Source organism: Streptomyces sp. NPDC051738 (assembly GCF_044453205.1).
In the GTDB taxonomy this organism is placed as follows: Bacteria; Actinomycetota; Actinomycetes; order Streptomycetales; family Streptomycetaceae; genus Streptomyces.
Genome location: NZ_JBITCM010000002.1, coordinates 174669 through 198137 on the forward strand (window position 1 = coordinate 174669; position 23469 = coordinate 198137).

Consider the following 23469-nt stretch of genomic DNA (forward strand, 5'->3'; position numbering starts at 1 on the left):
GGACACCCCCCGCACGTCCGAAGGCTCACAGGACGTCCGTCGCGTCCTTGGTCCCGTCCCAGAACCCGGGCAGCTCGGCCTCCACGGCCGCCGCCCGCTGCTCCTCACGCCCGTACAGCAGCCCGTACGTGAAGGCGCTCTCCCCGGCCGCGTGCGCGACCGCGGCCAGCTCGCGCAGGGTCCCGCGGGCCATGACGCTGTCCTGGTGCTCGCCGAGCAGGTTCTGCAAGGACTTCATGGTCTTGACCAGGTCCTTGGCCGGCTTGCCGAGCGCCGGGGTGACCGCCTCCGCCGCGTAGCGGGTGCGCTTGGTCTTCTTGCGGGCCTCGTGGATGGCGACGTCCCGGTCGCTGCCGGGGTCCAGCTCCAGCGCCTGCTCGACCAGCGCGGAGACCTTCCCGAAATCCTTCTTCACGGCCTTGGGGAGCACCTTGCCGGGCTTCTTCCCGGCCGCCTCGCGCAGCGGCGGGTCGGCGAGCAGCGCGTCCAGTACGTCGAGCAGGGCGAGGTAGCGCTGGGAGTCGAGGATCCCGATCAGCCGGCTGCTCGCCCCGCCGGGCCGGTCACCCGCCCAGTGGCTCACCCGCTCGGCTACCGGCCCGTAGATCAGCGTGTGGGGAATCTCGTCGAGTGCCGCACTCAGGCGTTCGTTCAGCACCTCGCGGTCCCGGTCCACGCCCAGCTCGCCGGCCAGCCACTTCAGCTCGTCGCCGATCGGGTCGGTGACCGCCCGGTCCAGGACCTTGCCGAAGGACTTGAAGGTGCTGCGCATCCGGCGGGTGGCGACGCGCATGCTGTGGACGGAGTCCTCGGCGTCCTGGCGTACGGCGGGGTCGAGCCCGACGATCGCGTCCCGCTGGGCGCGGACGTACGCGAGCACGTGGTCGCCGGCGGTCACGGCGTCCTCGACGGAGGCGGAGGCGAGCTTCTTCTTCGGGGCCGTCTCGGCCAGCGCACGCGCGAGCTTCGACGCCGACTTCGACGGCCGTACCCCCGCCTTGCGCAACCGCTTCTCCACCTTGTCGAGGAAGGCCGGGTCGACATCGTCGGCCAACTCCACCTCGATCTCGGCCCACTGCGCGCTGCCGTCTCCTCCAGCGAGCCGTTCCGCCCGTACGGCGTCCACGCTGACCTCGGCCAGCAGCCGGCCGTCGGCGTCGACGAGGTCGCGCACGTCACGGTCGGAGCGCAGCCGGACCAGGGGCACGAGCTCGGTACCCCGGACGCGGGAGCGGACGAGGCCGGCGAGGGTGTCGGGCAGTGTGTCGGACAGCGGGGCCTGGATCTCGTCCCGTACGCCCGGGCTGACAGGGAACTTCAGATGCCAGCCCGCGTCGGAACCGCCCGTCCTGCGCCGAAGGGTGATCGACGACGCGGCGAGGCGCTCGTCGGCGGTGTCGTAGTAGGTGGCGTCCAGCTGCGCGACACCCTTGTCGATGACGGCGGCGACCCCTGCGACGCCGGTCAGATCGGGCAGGCCGCTGTCGTCGGATTCATACTTCCGCTCGATTTCGCGCTTCGTGTCCGCCATGACCCGAATCTAATCGGAGTCACGACGGGATGACAGTGCTTACCGGCCATGAACCGCAGGTAAACGAACAATGACGGGCAGGGTGATGGGCAGGGTTCAGCCCTGCCCAACGCTCACGCCGACATCGGTCTCTGCACCCGGATCGACTGCAACAACCCCACCGCCACCCACACCGCGAACATCGACGACCCGCCGTACGACACGAACGGCAGCGGCAGACCGGTCACCGGCATGATCCCCAGCGTCATCCCGATGTTCTCGAACGCCTGGAAGGCGAACCACGCCACGATCCCCGCCGCGACGATCGTCCCGTACAGCTCGGTCGTCTCGCGCGCGATCCGGCAGGCCCGCCACAGGATCACGCCGAGGAGCAGGATGATCAGCCCGCCGCCGACGAAGCCCAGCTCCTCCCCCGCCACCGTGAAGACGAAGTCGGTCTGCTGCTCCGGCACGAACTGGCCGGTCGTCTGCGACCCGTGGAACAGCCCCGAACCCGTGAGCCCGCCCGAGCCGATCGCGATACGCGCCTGGTTGGTGTTGTAACCGACGCCCGCCGGGTCGAGCTCGGGGTTGGCGAAGGCCGCGAAACGGGCGATCTGGTAGTCGTCCAGGACGCCCAGTTGCCAGATCGCGATCGCACCGATCGTCCCCGTGCCGATCAGCCCGAAGACCCAGCGGTTGGATGCGCCGGACGCGAGCAGCACGCCCAACACGATCACCACCATCACCATGACCGAGCCGAGGTCGGGCATGAGCATCACGATCAGCATCGGTACGGCGGCCAGGCCCAGCGCCTGCACGACGGTGCGGTGGTCGGGGTACTGCTTGTCCCCCGCGTCCACTCTCGTCGCCAGCAGCATCGCCATGCCCAGGATGATCGTGACCTTCACGAACTCCGAGGGCTGCAGGGAGAAGCCGCCGGGGAGCTTGATCCAGGAGTGGGCGCCGTTGATGGTGGAGCCGAGCGGGGTGAGCACCAGCAGGATCAGGAAGACCGAGACGCCGTACAGGATCGGCACGGCCGTACGCAGGGTGCGGTGGCCGAGCCAGACCGTGCCGATCATCAGGGCGAAGCCGATACCGGTGTTCAGCAGATGCCGGATCAGGAAGTAGTACTGGTCACCCTGGTTGAGTTCGGTGCGGTTGCGGGTCGCCGAGAAGACGAGCAGCGAGCCCATCAGCGACAGGGCGATCGCCGCCAGCAGTATCGTCCAGTCGAGCCTGCGGGCGAGCGAGTCACGGGCGAACAGACGGGTCCAGCCCGCCCGTTCCGGCCCGTACCCGGAGACCTGGAAGCTGTTGGCGCCGGTCATGTGAGCATCCTCCGGCTTCCCCGCCTACGGCTCCGCTGCCGCCTGCGCCGTGTGTCGCGGTTCTCGGCCGTCGGCGTCGCCACCGTGCCGGCGAGCTGCTGCTCGTCCGGTTCGGCCTCGCCCTTCTGGCTGGCCCGCTGTTCCTTCGCCGGGTCCTTGGAGACCTTCGGCGAGGTGATGGTGCCGTCCGTCCGGACCTTGGGCAGGCTCTTCTGCGGCGTCGGCAGGAGCGCCTTCTTCTTGTCGATCGTGCCGTCGTCGGAGACGCCGTACAGCGCGTCGTAGATGTTGCGCACGGCCGGACCCGAGGCGCCGGAACCCGTACCACCCTGGGAGATCGTCATGACGACCGTGTAGTCCTTGGTGTACGTGGCGAACCAGGAGGTCGTCTGCTTGCCGTAGACCTCCGCCGTACCGGTCTTGGCGTGCATCGGGATCTTGTCCTGCGGCCAGCCGACGTCCGCGAACCGCCAGGCGGCGGTACCGCGGGTGGCGACGCCGGCCAGGGCGTCGTCCATCTCGGCGAGCGTCTTCTTGCTTATGGGCAGCTTGCCGTGGGACTTGGGCTTGATCTCCTGGACGGTCTTGCCGTCGGCGCCGACGATCGCCTTGCCCACGGTCGGGTCGTACAGGGTGCCGCCGTTGGAGATGGCCCCGTAGATCGTGGCCATCTGGATCGGCGTGACCAGGGTGTCACCCTGCCCGATGGAGTAGTTGACCGAGTCACCAGCGCGCAGCCGGTTGCCTTCGAGGCAGTTCTCGTAGGCGATCTTCTCGGCGTACGAGCCGTCCTTCTTGCCGTACTTGCACCAGGCGTCCTTGTTCGCCTTCCAGTAGTTCTGCTTCCACTGACGGTCCGGAATACGCCCGGTCACCTCGTTCGGCAGATCGATACCGGTCTCCGCGCCGAGGCCGAACTGGTGCGCCGTCTTGTAGAACCAGTCCTTCGCGTTCTTCTTCGGCTTCGTACCGCCGTCCCGCTTCCACTCCTGGTGGGAGAGGCCGTAGAAGACCGTGTCGCAGGAGACCTCCAGGGCGCGGCCGAGACTGATCGGGCCGTACCCCTTGGACTCGAAGTTCTTGAAGACCTGGCCGCCGATCGAGTAGGAGCTCGAGCATTGGTAGGGGCCGTCGAAGGAGTATCCGGCGTTGACCGCGGCGGCCGTCGGGACGACCTTGAAGATCGAGCCGGGCGCGGACTGGCCCTGGATGGCGCGGTTGAGGAGCGGGTAGTTGGACTCCTTGCCGGTCAGCCTCGTGTAGTCCTTGGCGGAGATGCCGCCCACCCAGGCGTTGGGGTCGTAGGTCGGGTTGGACGCCATGGCGACGACACGGCCGGTCTTGGCCTCCATCACCACGACCGCACCGGAGTCGGCCTTGTACCGCTCGTTGGTGTTGCGGTCCCACCCCTTGCGGGCTTCCTTCATCGCGTCGTTCAGCTCGTACTCCGCGACCCGCTGCACGCGTGCGTCGATGCTGGTGACGAGGTTGGAGCCGGCCTGCGCGGCATCCGCCTTGGCCTGCCCGATGACCCGGCCGAGGTTGTCGACTTCATACCGGGTGACCCCGGCCTTGCCCCGCAGCTCCTTGTCGTACTCCCGCTCCAAACCCGAGCGGCCGACCTGGTCGGAGCGCAGGTAGGGCGAGTCACTGTCCTGAGCCTGCTGGATCTCCCCGTCCGTCACCGGCGAGAGATAACCCAGCACCTGCGCGGTGTTGGCCTCACCCGGGCTCGCATAACGGCGCACCGCCTGCGGCTCCGCCGTGATACCCGGGAAATCCTCCGCACGCTCACGGATCTGCAGGGCCTGCTTCGCCGTCGCCTCGTCGGTGATGGGGATCGGCTGGTACGGCGAGCCGTTCCAGCACGGCTGGGGCGTCTGCGCATCACACAGCCGCACCTTCTCCCGCACCTCCTTCGGCGTCATCCCCAGCACACCCGCAAGCTTCGTCAGCACCGCCTCACCGTCGTCCGGCATCTTCAACAGATCCGTACGCGAGGCGGACACCACCAACCGCGTCTCGTTGTCCGCCAGCGCCACACCGCGCGCGTCGAGGATCGAGCCACGCACGGCGGGCTGCACGACCTGCTGGACGTGGTTGCCGGACGCCTCCTTGGCGTAGGCGTCGCCCTCGCGGATCTGCAGGTACCACAGGCGTCCGCCGAGGGTGCCGAGGAGGGAGAGGACGAGGACTTGGATGACGATGAGCCGGATCTGGACGCGTGGGGTCCGACCGGTCTCGGGGATGTTGGTCACTGCGGCTGCCTCCCCCTCTCAGTGCGAGCACCAGTGCGGATACGACGGTGTGTGTACGAGTGATGAACGAAGGGCCCGCGCCGCGCGGTTCCGGTGATCGTCACCCGTTCCGGTGAACTCTCCTGCGGTCACAGCCGCTTGACCCCCTTGATACGCCCGGCGCGCGCCGTCCGCGCCCGTCCGGCCTTCACCTTCAGGCCGCCCAGCCCACCGCGCTGACTGCCGATGCGCAGGCCGGTGCCGCCGGAGAGCCAGCCGGAGGAGATGTTGGGTTTCTTCGCCTGGGAGTTGCTCTCGGCGAGCGGATCGTTCTCCGCGCGCCGGGCCAGCGCCATGATCCCGGGAACCACGAACGGCGCGAGCAGCAGGTCGTACAGCGCGGCCGTGAACAGCAGGCTGCCGAGGCCGACATGGCGGGCGGCGGTGTCCCCGACGAGGGCGCCGACACCGGCGTACAGCAAGGTCGAGCCGATCGCGGCGACGACCACGACCACCATCGGCCCGGTGGCCGACTTGAGCCGGCCGTTGTCCGGTTTGACGAGCCCGACGAGGTAGCCGATGACGCACAGCACCAGCGCATAACGGCCGGCGGCGTGATCGGCGGGCGGGGCGAGGTCGGCGAGCAGGCCTGCGCCGAAGCCGACGAGGGCGCCGCCGACATGGCCGTAGACCAGGGCGAGGCCCAGCACGGTGAGGAGCAGCAGATCGGGGACGGCGCCCGGGAGGTGGAGGCGGGAGAGGACGCTCACCTGGAGCACCAGGGCGACGACGACCAGGGAGGAGGAGAGCAGGATTCGGTTGACGCGCATCAGGCTTCAGCTCCTACTGCTCTTGCTCGTACTGGTTCTGGCCGTCGGCCTCGGGTACGCCGGACGGTGTGACGGTGACCGTCACGGTCGGCCTCGGGGTCGGCTTGGGCTTGTCGGGGAGCACCGTGTCGCGCGGGTCCTTCTCGGGGGCCTGTACGACGACTCCGACGATGTCGAGCTTGCTGAAGCCGACGTACGGCGTGACGTACAGGGTGCGGGTGAGGTTGCCGCCGGACGGGTCGACGCGGGAGACGACGCCGACGGGGACGCCGGGCACGAAGGGCTTGTCGGCCTGCGAGCCGAAGGTGACCAGGCGGTCGCCCTTCTTCACCTCGGCCTTGCCGTTGAGGAGTTCGACGCGCAGCGGACGGTCGCCCTGGCCGGAGGCGAAGCCGAGCTCGTCGGTGGATTCCATGCGGGTGCCGACGGTGAAGTCGGGGTCGTTGGCGAGGAGCACCGTCGCGGTGTTCGGGCCGACGGTGGTGACCCGTCCGACCAGCCCGTCCCCGTTCAGGACGGTCATGTCGCGCCGGAGGCCGTCGTTCGCGCCGGCGTCGATGGTGATCGTCCAGGAGAAGCCCTGGGCTGCTCCTATGGCGATGACCTCGGCGCCCTTGATGCCGTACTGGCCCTGGCCCGCGATCTTCAGCATCTTGTCCAGCTGCTGCAGCCGGCTGCGGCTGCGGTCGTCGCTGCCGAGCTTCGCCTTGAGGGCGGCGTTCTCCTGCTCCAGCCGGGCGAGCCGGTCATGGCGGTCGCCGGAGTCACGGATCGCGGCGACCGCGTTGCCGACCGGGTTCACCGCGGTCGACACACCGTCCTCGATCGGGCCGAAGACCGCTGCGGCGGCGGACCTCGCGCCGTCGACAGGGGAATCCTCACCACCGCGGATGTCCACCGTGATCAACGCGAACGCGATGGCGATCAGCAGCACCAGGAGCAGCCGGCTCTCTCGTGTGTCCCTCACGTGCGGCGGCCGTGCCCTTCCTCATAGGAATTCGGGAAACCCCCGGTAAACCCGAGGGGTTCTGTATACGGAGTCCGTATGCCGAGTCGGATGCGAGTTGTACGCGGAGTTTCGAGGTTTGGGGGCTCTTCAGGGAGCTTATGCCTCTATATCAACGATCCGCCGTACGAGAGGAGATCATCCCGTACGGCGGAATCGAAGAGTTACGTCATCTGCGGGGCTGGGCGTCCAGCACCTGCTGCAACGCCTCGAACTCCTCGACACACTTGCCGGACCCGAGCGCCACGCTGTCCAGCGGGTCCTCGGCGATGTGGATCGGCATGCCGGTCTCACGGCGCAGGCGCTCGTCGAGGCCGCGCAGCAGGGCGCCGCCGCCGGTCAGAACGATTCCTCGGTCCATGATGTCGCCGGACAGCTCCGGCGGGCACTTGTCGAGGGTCGTCTTCACGGCGTCCACGATCGAGTTGACCGGCTCCTCGATGGCCTTGCGCACTTCGGCCGCGGAGATGACGACGGTCTTCGGCAGCCCGGAGACGAGGTCCCGGCCGCGGATTTCGGTGTGTTCGTCAGCGTCGAGGTCGTACGCCGAACCGACCGTGATCTTGATCTGCTCGGCCGTGCGCTCACCCAGCAGAAGGGAGTACTCCTTCTTGATGTGCTGGATGATCGCGTTGTCCAGCTCGTCGCCCGCGACGCGGATGGACTGGGCGGTGACGATGCCGCCGAGGGAGATGACCGCGACCTCCGTGGTGCCACCGCCGATGTCGACCACCATGTTGCCCGTGGCCTCGTGGACCGGCAGGCCGGAGCCGATGGCGGCGGCCATGGGCTCCTCGATGATGTGCACCTGACGGGCGCCGGCCTGGGACGACGCCTCGATGACGGCGCGGCGCTCGACGCCGGTGATGCCGGAGGGCACACAGACGACGACCCGCGGACGAGCCAGATACCGCCGCTTGTGGATCTTCAGGATGAAGTAGCGGAGCATCCGCTCGGTGATCTCGAAGTCGGCGATGACGCCGTCCTTCAGCGGACGTACGGCAACGATGTTGCCAGGGGTCCGCCCGATCATCTTCTTCGCTTCGGCGCCGACCGCAAGGATGCCACCGGTGTTGGTGTTGATCGCGACGACGGACGGCTCGTTGAGTACGATCCCGCGACCCCTGACGTACACCAGCGTGTTGGCGGTCCCGAGGTCGACAGCCATGTCACGGCCGATGAACGACATTGAGTTCCCCATCAGGATTCGTCTGGCCTTCCTGGGAGCTTTTGATGGCTTTTCAGGTCGGCGAAGTAGGTGCTGTGACGTGAAGGCTTCCATCGTAGACGCGCCTTCGCGAACACTGCGGGAGGGTCTTCGCCATTGTCATCAGATGGCGAGCCGCCCCGCTTGTAGGGACGGGCCATCGGGGGCACTCGTTCCCTCGATCGCCACGCATATGCCGCGGGGCAGCAGAGTTTCTACGGCCGCCCCGGATCGGGCCGGTTGAAAGGGCTCAGGCACGGCCCGGGAAGAAAATCTTCACCTCGCGCTCGGCGGACTCCTCGGAGTCGGAGGCGTGGATGAGGTTCTCGCGGACGATCACGCCGTAGTCACCGCGGATGGAGCCGGGGGCGGCGGCGATCGGGTCGGTCGGGCCGGCCAGCTGGCGCAGCCCCTCGATGACCCGCTCGCCCTCGACGATCAGGGCGACGACCGGGCCGGAAGCCATGAACTCCACCAACGGCTCGTAGAAGGGCTTGCCCTTGTGCTCTCCGTAGTGCTGCTCCAGCGTCTCCTGGTCCAGCGTGCGCAGCTCCAGCGCGGTGATCTGCCAGCCGGCCTTGCGCTCGATGCGGCTGATGATCTCGCCGGTCAGGCCGCGGCGGACTGCGTCGGGCTTGAGCAGGACGAGGGTGCGCTGGGTCACGGAAGGGCTCCTTCTTACAGCCGGTGGTGCGGTGGGATGAGGCTACAGGGCGTTCCCAGATGCCTGTTACGCAGTGTCAGCTTGGGCTCAGGCCCCGGACCGGCCGCTTTCCCCGCCCTATGCCTGCGCCGCGAATCTCGCCTTAGCCTCGTCTACCTTTCTGCCGAAATGCACCGACGCCCACCACAGCGCCGCGAAGATCACGCCGAGGAAGAACATCGTGGGGACGATGAAGCCGGAGGCGATGAGCGCGATCTGCAGGGCCCAGCCGAGGGCGACGCCGCCGGGGCGGGTCACCACACCGCACAGCAGCAGGCACAGGAACATCGCGATGCCGCTGACCGTCCACACCTGCGACATGGACAGGTCGGGGTCCTTCATGGCGACCAGACCGGCGAAGCCGATGACGAAGAACTCGCCGATCAGGGTCGATGAACAGAGCGTACGCATCTTTCGGAACTCAGCCCTTCCCGAGCAGCAGCCGGGCTTCGCCGACCGTGATGACGGACCCGGTGACCAGCACACCGCCGCCCGCGAACTCGCCCTCCTCCTCGGCCAGCGTGATCGCGGCCTCCAGGGCGTCCGGCAACCGTGGCTCGACCTGCACGCGCTCGTCGCCGAACACCTCGACGGCGATGGCGGCCAGTTCGTCGGCGTCCATGGCGCGGTGCGAGGAGTTCTGCGTGACGACGACCTCGGCGAAGATCGGCTCGAAGGCCTCCAGCAGCCCCCGCACGTTCTTGTCGCCGCTCGCCCCCACGACCCCGATCAGCCGGCTGAAGTCGAAGGCCTCCCCGATCGCCTCGGCGGTCACCCGCGCCCCCGCCGGGTTGTGGGCGGCGTCCAGCACGACGGTGGGTGAGCGCCGTACGACCTCCATACGGCCCGGCGAGGCGACGGCCGCGAACGCCTTGCGGACCGTGTCGATGTCCAGCGACTCGGCCCGCGCGGCGCCGACACCGAAGAACGCCTCCACGGCGGCGAGGGCGACGGCGGCGTTGTGCGCCTGATGCGCGCCGTGCAGCGGCAGATACACCTCGGGGTATTCGCCGCCCAGTCCGCGCAGGGTCGCCAGCTGTCCGCCGACGGCGACCTGACGCGACACGACGCCGAACTCCAGGCCCTCACGGGCCACGGTCGCGTCGACCTCCACGGCCTTCTTCAGCAGCACCTGCGCGGCGTCCACCGGCTGCTGGGCCATGATCACGGTGGCGTCCTGCTTGACGATGCCGGCCTTCTCGATGGCGATCTCGCCCGGGGTGCCGCCGAGCCGGTCGGTGTGGTCGAGGTCTATGGGCGTCACGACGGCCACATCACCGTCGATGACGTTGGTGGCGTCCCAGGACCCGCCCATCCCCACTTCCACGACGGCGACGTCGACGGGCGCGTCGGCGAAAGCCGCGTACGCCATGCCCGTGAGCACCTCGAAGAAGGACATGCGGTACTCCTGCGAGGAGTCGACCATCTCCACGTACGGCTTGATGTCGTCGTACGTCTCGATGAACCGCTCGGCGGAGATCGGCGCGCCGTCGAGGCTGATCCGCTCGGTGATCGACTGGACGTGCGGAGAGGTGTACCGGCCGGTGCGGAGTTCGAAGGCGCCGAGGAGGGCCTCGATCATGCGGGCGGTCGACGTCTTGCCGTTGGTGCCGGTGATGTGGATGGAGGGGTACGCCCGCTGCGGATCGCCCAGCACGTCCATGAGTGCGGCGATGCGGGTGACCGAGGGCTCCAGCTTGGTCTCGCCCCAGCGGGTGGCGAGCTCCGCCTCGACGGTGCGCAGGGCCTTGTCGACCTCGGGGTCCTCGGGGCGGCCGGGCACGTCGGCCTCCGGCGGGCCGCCCTGGGTACGCAGGGTGCGGCTGCCGGCCTCGATGACCGCGAGGTCGGGGTCGCGGTCGGTTTCCGCCGCGATGATCTCGTCGAAGGGGTCGTCGCTCTCACTCACGGGGTCAGTCTACGGAGGGGGACTGACAGCGTGCGTACGGAGTGGGCGCGGAGTGCCTAAGGAGTGGGAGGGCTCGTGCCGTCCGGCGGGCGCGGGGAGGTTTGTGGCTGGTCGCGCAGTTCCCCGCGCCCCTTGGTCGGCTACTGCTGAGGCAGCCGATCCAGCTGGGCTGCGATCCGGGCGATGTCCTCGTCGGCCTTGGTGAGCCGGCCGCGGATCTTCTCCACCACCTGGTCCGGCGCCTTCGCCAGGAACGCCTCGTTGCCGAGCTTGGCCGTTGCCTGGGCCTTCTCCTTCTCGGCCGCCGCGAGGTCCTTCGCGAGGCGCTTGCGCTCCGCCGCCACGTCGATCACGCCCGAGAGGTCCAGCGCGACCTCCGCGCCCGCGACCGGCAGGGTCGCCGTGGCCGTGAAGGACTCGCCCTCCGGCTGGAGGCGCAGCAGCTGGCGGATGGCCGGCTCGTGCGGGGCGAGGGCCGTGCCGTCGAGGGTCAGGCGGGCCGGGACGCGCTGGCCCGGCTGCAGACCCTGGTCGGCGCGGAAGCGGCGGACTTCGGTGATGACCTGCTGGAGGGTTTCGATCTCCCGCTCGGCGGCCTGGTCACGGAAGCCGCTGTCGCTCGGCCACTCGGCGATCACGATCGACTCGCCGCCGGTGAGGGTGGTCCACAGGGTCTCCGTGACGAACGGAACCACTGGGTGCAGCAGCTTCAGCGTGACGTCCAGGACCTCGCCGAGGACGCGCTTGGAGACCTCGGCCGGCTCGCCGCCCGCCTGGAACGTCGTCTTGGACAGCTCGACGTACCAGTCGAAGACCTCGTCCCACGCGAAGTGGAAGAGGGCGTCGGACAGCTTGGCGAACTGGAAGTCCTCATAGAACGCGTCGACTTCGGCGACGACGGAGTTCAGGCGGGACAGGATCCAGCGGTCCGTGGAGGACATCTTCGACGCGTCCGGCAGCGGGCCGTCCACCGTCGCACCGTTCATCAGCGCGAAGCGGGTCGCGTTCCAGATCTTGTTGGCGAAGTTGCGGGAGCCCTGGACCCAGTCCTCGCCGATCGGGACGTCGACGCCGGGGTTCGCACCGCGAGCCAGCGTGAACCTCAGGGCATCACTGCCGTACTTGTCCATCCAGTCCAGCGGGTTGACCGCGTTGCCGAAGGACTTCGACATCTTCTTGCCGAACTGGTCGCGGACCATGCCGTGCAGGGCGATGGTGTGGAACGGCGGGGTGCCGTCCATCGCGTAAAGGCCGAACATCATCATCCGGGCGACCCAGAAGAAGAGGATGTCGTAGCCGGTGACCAGGACGGAGTTCGGGTAGAACTTCGCGAGCGACTCGGTCTGTTCGGGCCAGCCGAGGGTCGAGAAGGGCCACAGGCCGGAGGAGAACCAGGTGTCGAGGACGTCGGTGTCCTGGTTCCAGCCCTCGCCGGTCGGGACCTCGTCGTCGGGACCGACGCAGACGACCTCGCCGTTCGGGCCGTACCAGACCGGGATGCGGTGGCCCCACCACAACTGCCTCGAGATGCACCAGTCGTGGAGATTGTCGACCCAGTCGAAGTACCGCTTCTCCATCTCCTGCGGGTGGATCTTGACCCGGCCGTCGCGGACCGCGTCACCGGCGGCCTTGGCGAGCGGGCCGACCTTGACCCACCACTGCATGGACAGGCGCGGCTCGATGGTGGTCTTGCAGCGTGAGCAGTGGCCGACGCTGTGGACGTACGGCCGCTTCTCGGCGACGATCCGGCCCTCGGCTCGCAGCGCGGCGACGATGGCCGAGCGGGCCTCCAGCCGGTCCAGGCCCTGGAAGGGGCCGTGGGCGGTGATGACCGCGTGCTCGTCCATGATCGTGATGGCCGGCAGGTCGTGCCGCTGGCCGATCTCGAAGTCGTTCGGGTCGTGGGCAGGGGTGACCTTGACGGCACCCGTGCCGAACTCGGGGTCGACGTGGGTGTCGGCGACGACCGGGATCGAGCGCTCGGTCAGCGGCAGCTTGATGAGCTTGCCGATCAGGTGCTTGTAGCGGTCGTCGTCCGGGTGGACGGCGACGGCGGTGTCTCCGAGCATCGTCTCGGCACGGGTCGTGGCGACGACGATCGTCTCGTCCCCGTCGCCGTACTTCATGGAGACGAGCTCGCCGTCGTCGTCCTGGTACTCGACCTCGATGTCCGAGATGGCCGTAAGACACCGGGGGCACCAGTTGATGATGCGCTCGGCGCGGTAGATGAGCTCATCGTCGTAGAGGCGCTTGAAGATGGTCTGGACGGCCTGGGACAGGCCCTCGTCCATGGTGAAGCGCTCGCGGGTCCAGGCGACGCCGTCGCCGAGGCGGCGCATCTGACCGCTGATCTGGCCGCCGGACTCGGCCTTCCACTGCCAGACCCGCTCGACGAAGGCCTCGCGGCCCAGGTCGTGCCGGGACTTGCCCTCCTTGCCGAGCTCGCGCTCGACGACGTTCTGCGTGGCGATACCGGCGTGGTCCATGCCGGGCTGCCACAGCGTCTCGAAGCCCTGCATGCGCTTACGGCGCGTCAGGGCGTCGATGAGGGTGTGCTCGAAGGCGTGCCCGAGGTGCAGGCTGCCGGTGACGTTCGGCGGCGGGATGACGATGGTGTACGGCGTCTTGTCGCTCTTCGCGTCCGCCTCGAAGTAACCGCGCTCTACCCAGCGCTCGTACAGCGGCCCCTCTACGTCGGCCGGCGCGTACTGGGTCGGCAGTTCGGTGTCGGGCGCTGGTGGCTGCTGCTGAGCGTTCTCGGTCACGCGCTCAGTTTAGGGGTGACCCGGGGGTGCCCCGAAACGCGTTTGTTCTGTAACGGTGGGCACCCCGATGCCATGCGTTGCCTGCGTCTGCGCCAGGATGTCAGGAACACATAAGCATCTGGAGGGGAACCCAGAAATGAGCTACAACCAGCCGGGCCCGTACGGCGGGCAGCCTCAGCAGCCCGGTCCGTACGGTGGGCAGCCGCAGCAGCCCGGTCCGTACGGCCAGCCGCCGCAGGCGCCCCAGCCCGGCTACGGCTACCCCCAGCAGGCGCCGCCGCCCCAGCCCCCGGCTCAGCCCCAGGGCCAGCCCGGCTACGGCTACCCGCAGCAGGCGCCGCCCGCCCAGCCGGGCTACGCCTACCCGCAGGGCGTCCCGCCGCAGCAGCCGCCGTACGGCCAGGCCCCGTACGGGGTACCGCAGCCGCCGGCGCCGGGTGGCGGCAACAAGAAGGCCGGCCTGATCATCGGCGCGGTGGCCGTCGTGGTCGCGATCGGTGTGGGGGCGTACTTCGTGTTCGGCGGCGGTGGCGCGGGCAACAGCGCCGTCTCGGACGACACCAAGGGCTACAAGCTGACGCTTCCCTCGACCATCGGCGACTACAAGAAGTCCACGCTCGGCTCGCGGGAAGGCGCCCTGAGCGGCGACGACAAGAAGGAAGCGGAGTCGATCGGAATCCAGGACCCGCACCGCGCCCAGGGCACCTACACCACCTCGTCCGGCGGCAGCACCGTTCCCACCGGGCAGGCCATGAGCCTCGAGGGCTACTACGGCGACATCTCCGACCCCGAGGCCTCCATCGATGCGTACTTCGAGCTGGCCGAGAAGAAGTTCTCGGAGTCTGGGACGGAGACCGGTACCAAGACGAAGACCGAGCTGGTCGGCGACCCCGAGGTGGTCGAGCCGGACGGATTCGAAGGCGCCCTGATGAAGTGCCAGACGGTGAGGTTCACCCCCACCGAGCCGCAGGCCGGAGCGCCGAGCAGCTTCGAGGTGCCCTCGTGCGCCTGGGCCGACTACAGCACGCTCGGCCTGGTGCAGGCCGTCGATCTCGCCAAGTCCCAGACAGGCGGGCAGGTGTCCACGGTCGAAGAGGCCGCGGCGGAGGCGGTGAAGGTGTACGAGGCCACCCGCGTGAAGGAGTAACGGCGCCGGTCACGAGCACCAGTCGTGAACACGCAAGCGGGCCCCGAGCCGGGGCCCCTCCGCATTTACCAGGCGTGCGGGACGGCGCGATGCTACGCGCTCTTCTCGTGCCGCCCGTTGTTCTTGCCCACGATGCGCGGCACCAGCATCGGGTTCACGTTCGAGCGGACGACGTCCGCCCTGATGACGACCCTTCGATCGACGACACGGCCTCCCTCGCCGCCAAGCTCCGTAACGATGCCCGCTTGAAGGACTGATCCATCAGGACTCATGCGTGAGGGGCTCAGCCAGCTGTCTGAGCCCCTCATTCGTAGGAGATGTACCACTACCTAAGCAGCCCGCGACACAAATCGCCCCTCCCTAGGCCCGCTTACAGGCAGCGACGGCATGGGACTCCTTGACGTTAATGACTTTCAGCTCCGCGAGACACTGCGGACTCGGTAGATCGCCCCAAGGAGCCGGAGCATGCGTAGCCGGATAGCTGCATGCATGCTTCACCTTGGGTCCCACCACATAGTCCCTAACCGCAAGGTAGCTCGCGCAGTCAGCCAAATCGGCGTGTGCCGGGGCCGCTGTCACCAGGGGAACGACCCCCGCAGCAACCGTCACAGCCACGGTCGCCAGTACACGCTTCGCCTTCAAGGACATCATGTCCTTCCCTCCCGTTTACTTCGGTCACAGAAGATCCAAACAGAGGGCAGACGTAAGGCACAAGCGTTCGATAGAGATCGTCTTGATCTTTTCGGTAAACAGTGAGGGTGCCCGGCCGACTCATCGGCTGGGCACCCTCACCTAGGTACGAGCACAGCGCAGCGTTACGCGCTCTTCTCGTGCCGCCCGTCGTTCTTGCCCACGATGCGCGGGACCAGCGTCGGGTTCACGTTCGAGTGGACGACGTCCGCCGTGATGACCACGCGGGCGACGTCCTTGCGGGACGGCACCTCGTACATCACCGACATCAGGACCTCTTCCATGATGGCGCGCAGGCCGCGCGCGCCCGTCTGGCGGAGGATGGCCTGGTCGGCGATGGCCTCCAGGGCCTCACGCTCGAAGTCGAGCTCCACACCGTCGAGTTCGAAGAGGCGCTGGTACTGCTTGACCAGCGCGTTGCGCGGCTCGACGAGGATCTGGAGCAGGGCCTCGCGGTCCAGGTTGTGGACCGAGGTGATGACGGGGAGGCGGCCGATGAACTCGGGGATCATGCCGAACTTGACCAGGTCCTCGGGCATGACGTCCTCGAACTGGTCCTTGGCCTCCAGCTCGCGCTTGGAGCGGATCGTCGCGCCGAAGCCGATGCCCTTGGCGCCGGCCCGGGACTCGATGATCTTCTCCAGCCCGGCGAAGGCGCCGCCCACGATGAACAGGACGTTCGTCGTGTCGATCTGGATGAACTCCTGGTGCGGGTGCTTGCGGCCGCCCTGCGGCGGGACCGAGGCCGTGGTGCCCTCCAGGATCTTCAGCAGGGCCTGCTGGACGCCCTCGCCGCTCACGTCGCGGGTGATCGACGGATTTTCACTCTTCCGCGCGACCTTGTCGATCTCGTCGATGTAGATGATCCCGGTCTCGGCCTTCTTGACGTCGTAGTCGGCCGCCTGGATCAGCTTCAGCAGGATGTTCTCGACGTCCTCGCCGACGTACCCGGCCTCCGTCAGCGCCGTGGCGTCCGCGATCGCGAACGGCACGTTCAGCATGCGGGCCAGGGTCTGGGCGAGCAGTGTCTTGCCGGAGCCCGTGGGGCCCAGCAGCAGGATGTTGGACTTCGCCAACTCGATGGCGTCCTCGCGGCTTTGACCGCCGCCGTTCTCGCCGGCCTGAACGCGCTTGTAGTGGTTGTAGACGGCGACGGAGAGGGCCTTCTTCGCCGCCTCCTGGCCGACCACATAGCCTTCGAGGAACTCGTAGATCTCGCGCGGCTTGGGCAGTTCCTCCCAGCGGACCTCACTGGTCTCCGCGAGCTCTTCCTCGATGATCTCGTTGCAGAGATCGATGCACTCGTCGCAGATGTACACACCAGGGCCTGCGATGAGCTTCTTGACCTGCTTCTGGCTCTTGCCGCAGAACGAGCACTTGAGCAGATCGCCGCCGTCACCGATGCGTGCCACGGTGTGCTTCCCCTTCGCCTGGGAGACGCCTGGACGTTTTAGGTTCCAGCGGCTCCTGGTGCTGCCTTATGTCCGACGGTACCTTGCCTGGCCCCCCGTTCGGGCCCCCCTTGGCGCGGTTCACTTTGACGTGCACCGTCCCAAACCGTGCCAAGGGGCAGCAGACAATACCGGGTCCGCGTCAGCGAACGTCGGCGTTGTTCATCTTCCGGGTGGAGATGATCTGGTCGATCAGCCCGTACGAGAGCGCGTCCTCGGCCGTGAGGATCTTGTCGCGCTCGATGTCCTCGCGGATCTTCTCGATCGGCGTGGTGGAGTGCTTGGCCAGCATCTCCTCCAGCTGCGCACGCATCCGGAGGATCTCGTTGGCGGCGATCTCCAGGTCGGAGACCTGACCGCGGCCGGTCTCGCTGTACGGCTGGTGGATCAGCACACGCGCGTTCGGCAGCGCCATGCGCTTGCCAGGCGTGCCGGCGGCCAGCAGGACGGCGGCGGCGGAGGCCGCCTGGCCCATGCAGACCGTCTGGATGTCCGGCTTCACGAACTGCATCGTGTCGTAGATGGCCGTGAGCGCGGTGAAGGAGCCGCCCGGGCTGTTGATGTAGACCGAGATGTCCCGGTCGGGGTCCATCGACTCCAGGCACAGCAGCTGCGCCATGACGTCATTGGCGGAGGCGTCGTCGATCTGCACGCCGAGGAAGATCACGCGCTCTTCGAAGAGCTTCGCGTACGGGTCGTACTCGCGGATGCCCTGCGAGGTGCGCTCGACGAAGCGGGGGATGACGTACCGGGACTCGGCCACGGGGCCCGCGTACTCGGCGCGCGAGCGGTCGTACAGGCTGCTGCCGGGGAAGTCGTTCACTATCTGTCTCCTAGGGGCTGAGGCGGTCGGCTGGGGGCGCTACGGGGGTCTCAGGCCCCGGTGCCGCCGCCGCCCGGCATGCCGGCGGCCGTTTCCATCACTTCGTCGATGAGGCCGTACTCCTTGGCCTCGTGAGCGTCGAACCAGCGGTCGCGGTCCGAGTCACGGGTGATCTGCTCGATCGACTGACCGGTGTGCTGCGACGTGAGCTCGGCCATGCGCTTCTTCGTGTGCAGCAGGCGCTCGGCGTGGATCTTGATGTCGGAGGCCGAACCGGCCAGGCCCGCGGAGGGCTGGTGGATCAGGATCTCGGCGTTCGGCAGCGCGAAGCGCTTGCCCGGCGTTCCCGCGCTGAGCAGGAACTGCCCCATCGACGCCGCGAGACCCATGGCGATGGTCACCACGTCGTTCTTGATGTACTGCATGGTGTCGTAGATCGCCATGCCTGCCGTGATCGAGCCGCCGGGGCTGTTGATGTAAAGGAAAATGTCCTTTTCCGGGTCGGCGGCCAGGAGCAGCAGCTGTGCGGTGATCTTGTTAGCGATGTCGTCGTCGACCGGCTGGCCGAGGAAGATGATCCGCTCGTTGAGCAGCCGGTTGTAGACCTGGTCGCCGAGGCCACCACCGATGGAAGGCTCGCCGGCGGCGGAGGGCATCAGATTCGTCACGTATCCACCTGCTCGTCTTACGACGGCGTCCGGGCCGTCTGCACGTGTTCTGCGGGCAACGGGGGCTCCCCTGCCCTCATACTCATGGACCCTAACGCGCAGGCTGGGCAGTGCCATCCCGGTTCCGGGAGTGTTCGCCGGGGGCGTAGAGCCTCCGGCGGTGGGCGGATGCTCGCCGCGGCTCCGCCGCGTTGTGGGCGGCTGCGGGTCCGTCGTGGCCGTTCGCGCAGTTCCCCGCGCCCCTTGGCGGCGCCGCCCAGCCGTACGACAGAGGGGCCCCGGGACGTGATACGTCCGCAGGGCCCCTCGTACGACCTACCAGGCGCCGTGGGCTCAGCCCTCGGACTTCTCCTCGTCGGCGGCGTCAGCCGTACCCTCGGCGGCCTCCACCGTCTCCGTGGCCTGCTCGACCTCGTCCTCGTCGTCCAGGTCGATGACCTCGCCGTTGGTGTCCTTGACCGTGGCCTTCTCGACCACGACGGCCAGGGCCTTGCCGCGGGCGACCTCGCCGACCAGGAGCGGAACCTGGCCGCCCTCGACGACCGCCTGGGCGAACTGGTCGGGCGACATGCCGGAGGAGGCGGCGCGGCGCATGAGGTGCTCGGTGAGCTCCTCCTGGTTGACGTTCAGCTTCTCCTGCTTGACGAGCTCGTCGAGCACGAACTGCGTCTTGATGCCCTTGACCGCGGCTTCCTTGGTCTCGGCGTCGAACTCCTCGACCGTCTTGCCCTGGATCTCGAGGTACTTCTCGAGGTCGAGACCCATCTGGCCGAGCTGGTGGTGCTCCAGGTTGTGCTTACGGGTGTTGATCTCGTCCTCGAGCAGCTTCTCGGGGACGGGCACCTCGACGAGCTCCAGCAGCTTCTCCAGGACGCGCTCCTGGGCCTGCGTGGCCTGGTCGAACTGCTTCATGTTCTCGAGGCGCTTGCGGCTGTCGGCCTTGAGCTCGTCGAGGGTGTCGAACTCGGAGGCGAGCTGCGCGAAGTCGTCGTCCAGCTCGGGCAGTTCGCGCGCGGCGACCTGGCTGACCTTGACGGTGACCTCGGCCTCCTTGCCGGCCGCGGAGCCGCCCTTGAGCTCGGAGGTGAAGGTGGTCTCGCCACCGGCCTCCAGGCCCTTGACGGCGTCGTCGATGCCGTCCAGCAGCTCGCCGGAGCCGATGGTGTAGGAGACGCCGCTGGCGACGCCGTCCTCGAGGACCTCGCCGTCGACCTTGGCCTCCAGGTCGATGGTGACGACGTCGCCGTCCTCGGCGGCGCGCTCGACGGGAGACGTCGACGCGAAGCGCTCACGGAGCTGCTCCACGGACTTCTCGATGTCCTCGTCGGTCACCTCGACGGCGTCGACCTCGACCTCGATGCCGGAGTAGTCCGGGATCTCGATGGTCGGGCGGATGTCGACCTCGGCGGTGAAGTTCAGCGTGTCGCCGTCCTTCAGCTCGGTGATGTCGACCTCGGGCTGGCCCAGGACGTTGAGCTCGGCCTCGTTGACCGCCTCGGTGTAGAACTTCGGGAGCGCGTCGTTGACGGCCTCCTCCAGCACGGCGCCGCGGCCGAACCGCTGGTCGATGACGCGGGCCGGGATCTTGCCCTTGCGGAAGCCCTTCACCGTGACCTGCTGGTTGATCTTCTTGTACGCCGCGTCGAGGCTGTCCTTGAGCTCCTCGAAGGGCACCTCGACAGTGAGCCGAACCCGAGTCGGGTTCAGGGTCTCCACGGCGCTCTTCACGGTTCGGTCTCCTTGTGGCTGACTTCTTGGGTTCTGCCGGAGCCAGACTGGCCCGGCGGATTTCGCCGCCCGGGAGGACTTCATCAGATGGAGAGACACACGGGCGTGCAGCTTGCATAGTAACGGCAGAGGCAACACGCCCTCAAAGGCGATCACGGAACGCGATCACACGAGGTCGTCGCGCGCGTGGCCGGATTGGTGACCGGTCCTGGTCGGGGTGGCGGGATTTGAACCCACGGCCTTCCGCTCCCAAAGCGGACGCGCTACCAAGCTGCGCCACACCCCGTGCTGGTGCGACACGTAGGGTACATGGCCGCAGGCAGTGAGGCCGCCGCATTTACGGGGTGTGCGCCGAGGGTGCCGGACCCGCTACGATGCCTGCAGTGCCGCGGTCACCTGACCTGCGGCGCGTCGCTGTGCGGGCGTAGCTCAATGGTAGAGCCCTAGTCTTCCAAACTAGCTACGCGGGTTCGATTCCCGTCGCCCGCTCTGGTGTGAGTCTTCGGGCCCGGATTCCCTGGTGGATCCGGGCCCGAGGCGTTTGCGGGCCCGGTTACAGGCTGCGCACGTCCACCGCGTACACCGAGCGGATGCCGTACGGGACGTACAGGGCGTCGCCGTGCGGGACCGGGGTGGTGCCGGTGTAGACGAAGACGGGGTCGGTGCGTACGTCGCGGCCGGGGACGGTGTGGAGTTCCTTGCCGGTGCGGCGGTCCAGGGCGGCGAGGCGGCCGCCCGGGGAGGCCAGGAAGACGTAGGTGTCGGAGATCGCCGGGGCGCCGGGGCGTTCGATCGAGGACGGGGTGCTCCACAGCGTGCGGCCGGTGGTGGGGGCCACGGCGCGGACCTCGCCGCTGTTGAGCGTGAAGTAGAGGGTGTCGTGGCTGACCACGGCCCGGGATCCCGAAGGTACGGCGCGGGCCAGGGGGACCTGGCGGTGGCCGGTGCCGTCGGCGTCGAGGAGGGTGACGCGGCGCTGGGTCGGGAGGGACGAGTCGGCGTACGACTGTCCGAGCAGGACGAGGCGGCCGCCGCTGCGGCCGGCGAAGGTCAGGCCGCCTGGGAGCTTGGCCGTCCAGCGTGGCTTGCCGGTGGCCGCATCGAGCCGGGAGACGGTGGTGCGCTTGTCGTTGTTGCCGGTGCACAGGAGGTAGCCGGTGCCGTCTGCGGCACGCACCGAGCAGGTGTCCTGGGCGGGTGCGGAACGCTTCCAGCGGGGCTTGCCGGTGGCCGGGTCCAGGAGGACGTACGTGTTGTCCTCCCCTTCGAGCAGCAGGAGCAGGCCCTCGGGGATGAGCCGGGCGCTGCCGGACTCCACGGAGGGCGGCATGCCGGTCAGGGCCCTGCTCCACCGCAGGGCTCCGGTGCGGGCGTCGAGGGCCTGGACGGCGTACTGCGACACCTCGCTGTTATTGCGGGCCCGGTTGGCGAAGGTGAAGACGCGGTGGTTCGCGGCGCCGAGGAGTTCGCCCTCGCTGGTTCCGGAGTCCGGGTCGGGGTTGTCCTCGACCGTGTGGCTCCAGTCGACCTTGCCGGTGGCGAGCGAGAAGCGGACGGCCTTGATGCTGTCGCCGGCGCAGATCAGCCCGCCGTCGAGCGCCGCGCAGTTCGAGAAGGGGCCGGTCTCGCCGGCGGACTTGTTGCCGTCCTTGGCCTGCCATGCCTGCCAGCCCGCGGGCAGGTCGTGCTCGACCGGGGTCGGCTCGGCGTTGACCGCGACGACGGTGACGGTGGTCGCGGCGGCCAGCAGCAGGGCGCCCAGCGCGGAGAGGAGCACCAGTCGTCGGCGGCGCCGGGGGCGGGGTGGGGGCGGCTCGTCGGCAGGGAGGTCGGGGGCCGGCTCGGGGCGCGGGTCGGGCAGGCGGCCGTCGCGGAGCAGCGAGAGGAGTTCGCCCGTGGTGGGGCGGGACTTGGGGTGCTTTTCCAGACAGAGGCGGATGAACGGGAGCAACTCGTCCGGTACGCCGTCGAGTTCCGCGTCGCCGTCGACGACCCGTACGGCCGTCTCGTAGGGGCTCGGGCTGTCGAACGGGCCGCGGCCGGTGGCGGCGTACGCGAGGACCGAGCCGAGGGAGAAGACGTCGGCGGCCGGGCCCACGTCCTGCGGGGAGGAGAACTGCTCGGGGGACATGAAGGGCGGGGTGCCCATCACCCGGCCGGTCTGGGTGAGGACGTCGGAGGCCGCGAACTCGGCGGCGCGGGAGATACCGAAGTCGATGACGCGGGGGCCGTCCTCGGCGAGCATCACATTGGCCGGTTTCAGATCCCGGTGGACCATTCCGGCGCGGTGGATGTCGCGCAGCGCCTCGGAGAGGCCGGCGGCGAGTTCGCGCAACTCGGGCAGCGGCAGCGGGCCGTGGCGGCGGACGTGGGTGCCGAGGTCCTCGCCGGGGATGTAGAGCGTGGCCATCCAGGGGCGCGGCGCATCGGCGTCCGCGTCCACGACGGGGGCCGTGAAGGCGCCGCTGACCTGGCGGGCTGCGGCCACCTCGCGGCGGAAGCGGATGCGGAACTCGTCGTCGTCGGCGTACTGCGCGTGCACGACCTTCAGCGCGAGGCGACGACCGGAGGCGGAACGGGCCAGGTACACCACGCCCATGCCGCCGGAGCCGAGGCGGTCCTCGATCCGGTAGCCGCCCACCTCCGCCGGGTCGCTCTCGCGCAGCGCCATCCCGTACGTCCCCCGATCCGCACCGTCGTTCCGCAACGTTCGACGATCACGGACGAGGGTATCCGTACCCCTTCGGGCCGCCCCACGGACCCTAGAACTGGATGGAGTTGATGGTCTCGGCTATCGAGTTGAGGAATCTCTGGATGTCGTCCGCCATGCCCGTCGAGGCAAGGAAGAAGCCGAACAGCACGGCGACGACGGCGGGGCCGGCCTTCAGGGATCCGCCGCGGATCAGCACCACCAGGACGATCGCCAACAGCAGTACCACTGACAGCGAAATGGCCACAACAGATCACACCCTCGGTCGGTCCGCTCTCCCGCCAGGGGATGCAACCCCGCGCACCCCCGCCAGAACCATCGTGCCACCAACCGGGCCCCGCTATGCGGCACGTGACGTTTCGTTCGCCACACCTGTGCTGGATCTGTGCGGACCCTTGACGCGCACCGACCTCTCCGCTTGCGCCCGTACGGCATTTCGACGAGGCGCTCGTACAGATATTTCGGCGGGATCGTTTCCATCGCCACACAACGTGTTCGCCGGTATTTCGAATTCGCAGCCCGGTGATCATTTCATCGACGTCACCTCCTGGCCATATGCACTACTTAGTCAGGATGAATCCGGACAATGAGGGTGACAAGTAGGTGTCTGCCAGGTGCATGTTCGCTGTACACGCGAAGTCGTGCGCAATAACCGCTAATGACCTCGGGGGTTTTACGAAATCACACAGACAACGCTAGGGTGCCTCAGATGTTCCACGCTGTCTCGTCCCCCGCATGCGCAGCGAGGTCC

General features: G+C 68.3%; 17 protein-coding genes and 2 tRNA genes. 2 read left to right on the forward strand and 17 right to left on the reverse strand.

The window, feature by feature from the left end; all coding sequences use genetic code 11:
- Positions 1-25: 25 nt before the first annotated feature.
- The 10 genes from ACIA8X_RS05395 to ACIA8X_RS05440 form a co-directional block, all read right to left on the reverse strand.
- Positions 26-1531 (reverse strand): CHAD domain-containing protein, encoded by a 1506-nt coding sequence (locus ACIA8X_RS05395; RefSeq protein WP_399457821.1) that lies wholly within the window; start codon positions 1529-1531, stop codon positions 26-28.
- Positions 1532-1644: 113 nt separating this feature from the next.
- On the reverse strand, positions 1645-2844 hold the full coding sequence (gene rodA / locus ACIA8X_RS05400; protein ID WP_393451392.1) for a rod shape-determining protein RodA: 1200 nt from the start codon (positions 2842-2844) through the stop codon (positions 1645-1647).
- Positions 2841-5102, reverse strand: coding sequence for a penicillin-binding protein 2 (gene mrdA / locus ACIA8X_RS05405; protein ID WP_399457822.1), 2262 nt, complete (start codon positions 5100-5102; stop codon positions 2841-2843). Before mrdA ends, rodA begins: the two co-directional genes overlap by 4 nt.
- Before the next feature lie 128 nt (positions 5103-5230).
- Positions 5231-5911 carry a rod shape-determining protein MreD gene (gene mreD / locus ACIA8X_RS05410; RefSeq protein WP_393451398.1) on the reverse strand — a complete coding sequence of 227 codons (681 nt, stop codon included), beginning with the start codon at positions 5909-5911 and terminating at the stop codon, positions 5231-5233.
- A gap of 13 nt (positions 5912-5924) precedes the next feature.
- Positions 5925-6878, reverse strand: coding sequence for a rod shape-determining protein MreC (gene mreC, locus ACIA8X_RS05415; protein ID WP_393451401.1), 954 nt, complete (start codon positions 6876-6878; stop codon positions 5925-5927).
- Positions 6879-7086: 208 nt separating this feature from the next.
- Positions 7087-8106, reverse strand: coding sequence for a rod shape-determining protein (locus ACIA8X_RS05420; protein WP_062720616.1), 1020 nt, complete (start codon positions 8104-8106; stop codon positions 7087-7089).
- Between the two features lie 268 nt (positions 8107-8374).
- The gene (gene ndk, locus ACIA8X_RS05425) at positions 8375-8788 is read right to left on the reverse strand and encodes a nucleoside-diphosphate kinase (RefSeq protein WP_004001296.1); all 414 of its coding nucleotides are present in this window, start codon (positions 8786-8788) and stop codon (positions 8375-8377) included.
- A 117-nt stretch (positions 8789-8905) separates the two neighbouring features.
- Positions 8906-9238 (reverse strand): DUF4233 domain-containing protein, encoded by a 333-nt coding sequence (locus ACIA8X_RS05430; protein WP_393451405.1) that lies wholly within the window; start codon positions 9236-9238, stop codon positions 8906-8908.
- 10 nt (positions 9239-9248) lie between these two features.
- Positions 9249-10736, reverse strand: coding sequence for a bifunctional folylpolyglutamate synthase/dihydrofolate synthase (locus tag ACIA8X_RS05435; protein WP_393451407.1), 1488 nt, complete (start codon positions 10734-10736; stop codon positions 9249-9251).
- Positions 10737-10876: 140 nt separating this feature from the next.
- Positions 10877-13501 (reverse strand): valine--tRNA ligase, encoded by a 2625-nt coding sequence (locus ACIA8X_RS05440; protein WP_399457823.1) that lies wholly within the window; start codon positions 13499-13501, stop codon positions 10877-10879.
- A 136-nt stretch (positions 13502-13637) separates the two neighbouring features.
- Between ACIA8X_RS05440 and ACIA8X_RS05445 the strand changes: the two genes are divergently transcribed.
- Complete coding sequence (locus ACIA8X_RS05445; protein WP_393451413.1) at positions 13638-14648, forward strand: hypothetical protein; 1011 nt, start codon at positions 13638-13640, stop codon at positions 14646-14648.
- 815 nt (positions 14649-15463) lie between these two features.
- Here ACIA8X_RS05445 and clpX read toward each other — a convergent pair.
- The 5 genes from clpX to ACIA8X_RS05470 form a co-directional block, all read right to left on the reverse strand.
- Positions 15464-16750 carry an ATP-dependent Clp protease ATP-binding subunit ClpX gene (clpX, locus tag ACIA8X_RS05450; RefSeq protein ID WP_393451416.1) on the reverse strand — a complete coding sequence of 429 codons (1287 nt, stop codon included), beginning with the start codon at positions 16748-16750 and terminating at the stop codon, positions 15464-15466.
- A 181-nt stretch (positions 16751-16931) separates the two neighbouring features.
- Positions 16932-17612: an ATP-dependent Clp protease proteolytic subunit gene (locus ACIA8X_RS05455; RefSeq protein ID WP_393451419.1), complete on the reverse strand. Its 681-nt coding sequence runs from the start codon at positions 17610-17612 to the stop codon at positions 16932-16934.
- Positions 17613-17662: 50 nt separating this feature from the next.
- On the reverse strand, positions 17663-18268 hold the full coding sequence (locus ACIA8X_RS05460) for an ATP-dependent Clp protease proteolytic subunit (RefSeq protein WP_393452080.1): 606 nt from the start codon (positions 18266-18268) through the stop codon (positions 17663-17665).
- 345 nt (positions 18269-18613) lie between these two features.
- A complete protein-coding gene (gene tig, locus ACIA8X_RS05465) occupies positions 18614-20008 on the reverse strand; it encodes a trigger factor (RefSeq protein ID WP_393451422.1) in 1395 nt (464 codons plus the stop codon).
- A 209-nt stretch (positions 20009-20217) separates the two neighbouring features.
- Positions 20218-20294, reverse strand: a tRNA-Pro gene (locus ACIA8X_RS05470).
- A 132-nt stretch (positions 20295-20426) separates the two neighbouring features.
- Here ACIA8X_RS05470 and ACIA8X_RS05475 point away from each other — a divergent pair.
- Positions 20427-20497, forward strand: a tRNA-Gly gene (locus ACIA8X_RS05475).
- A gap of 64 nt (positions 20498-20561) precedes the next feature.
- On the opposite strand, the gene ACIA8X_RS05480 is transcribed toward ACIA8X_RS05475, so the two are convergent.
- Both ACIA8X_RS05480 and ACIA8X_RS05485 read right to left on the reverse strand, forming a co-directional pair.
- Positions 20562-22715 carry a serine/threonine-protein kinase gene (locus ACIA8X_RS05480; protein ID WP_393451425.1) on the reverse strand — a complete coding sequence of 718 codons (2154 nt, stop codon included), beginning with the start codon at positions 22713-22715 and terminating at the stop codon, positions 20562-20564.
- A 55-nt stretch (positions 22716-22770) separates the two neighbouring features.
- Complete coding sequence (locus tag ACIA8X_RS05485; RefSeq protein WP_004001285.1) at positions 22771-22965, reverse strand: hypothetical protein; 195 nt, start codon at positions 22963-22965, stop codon at positions 22771-22773.
- Positions 22966-23469: the final 504 nt, after the last annotated feature.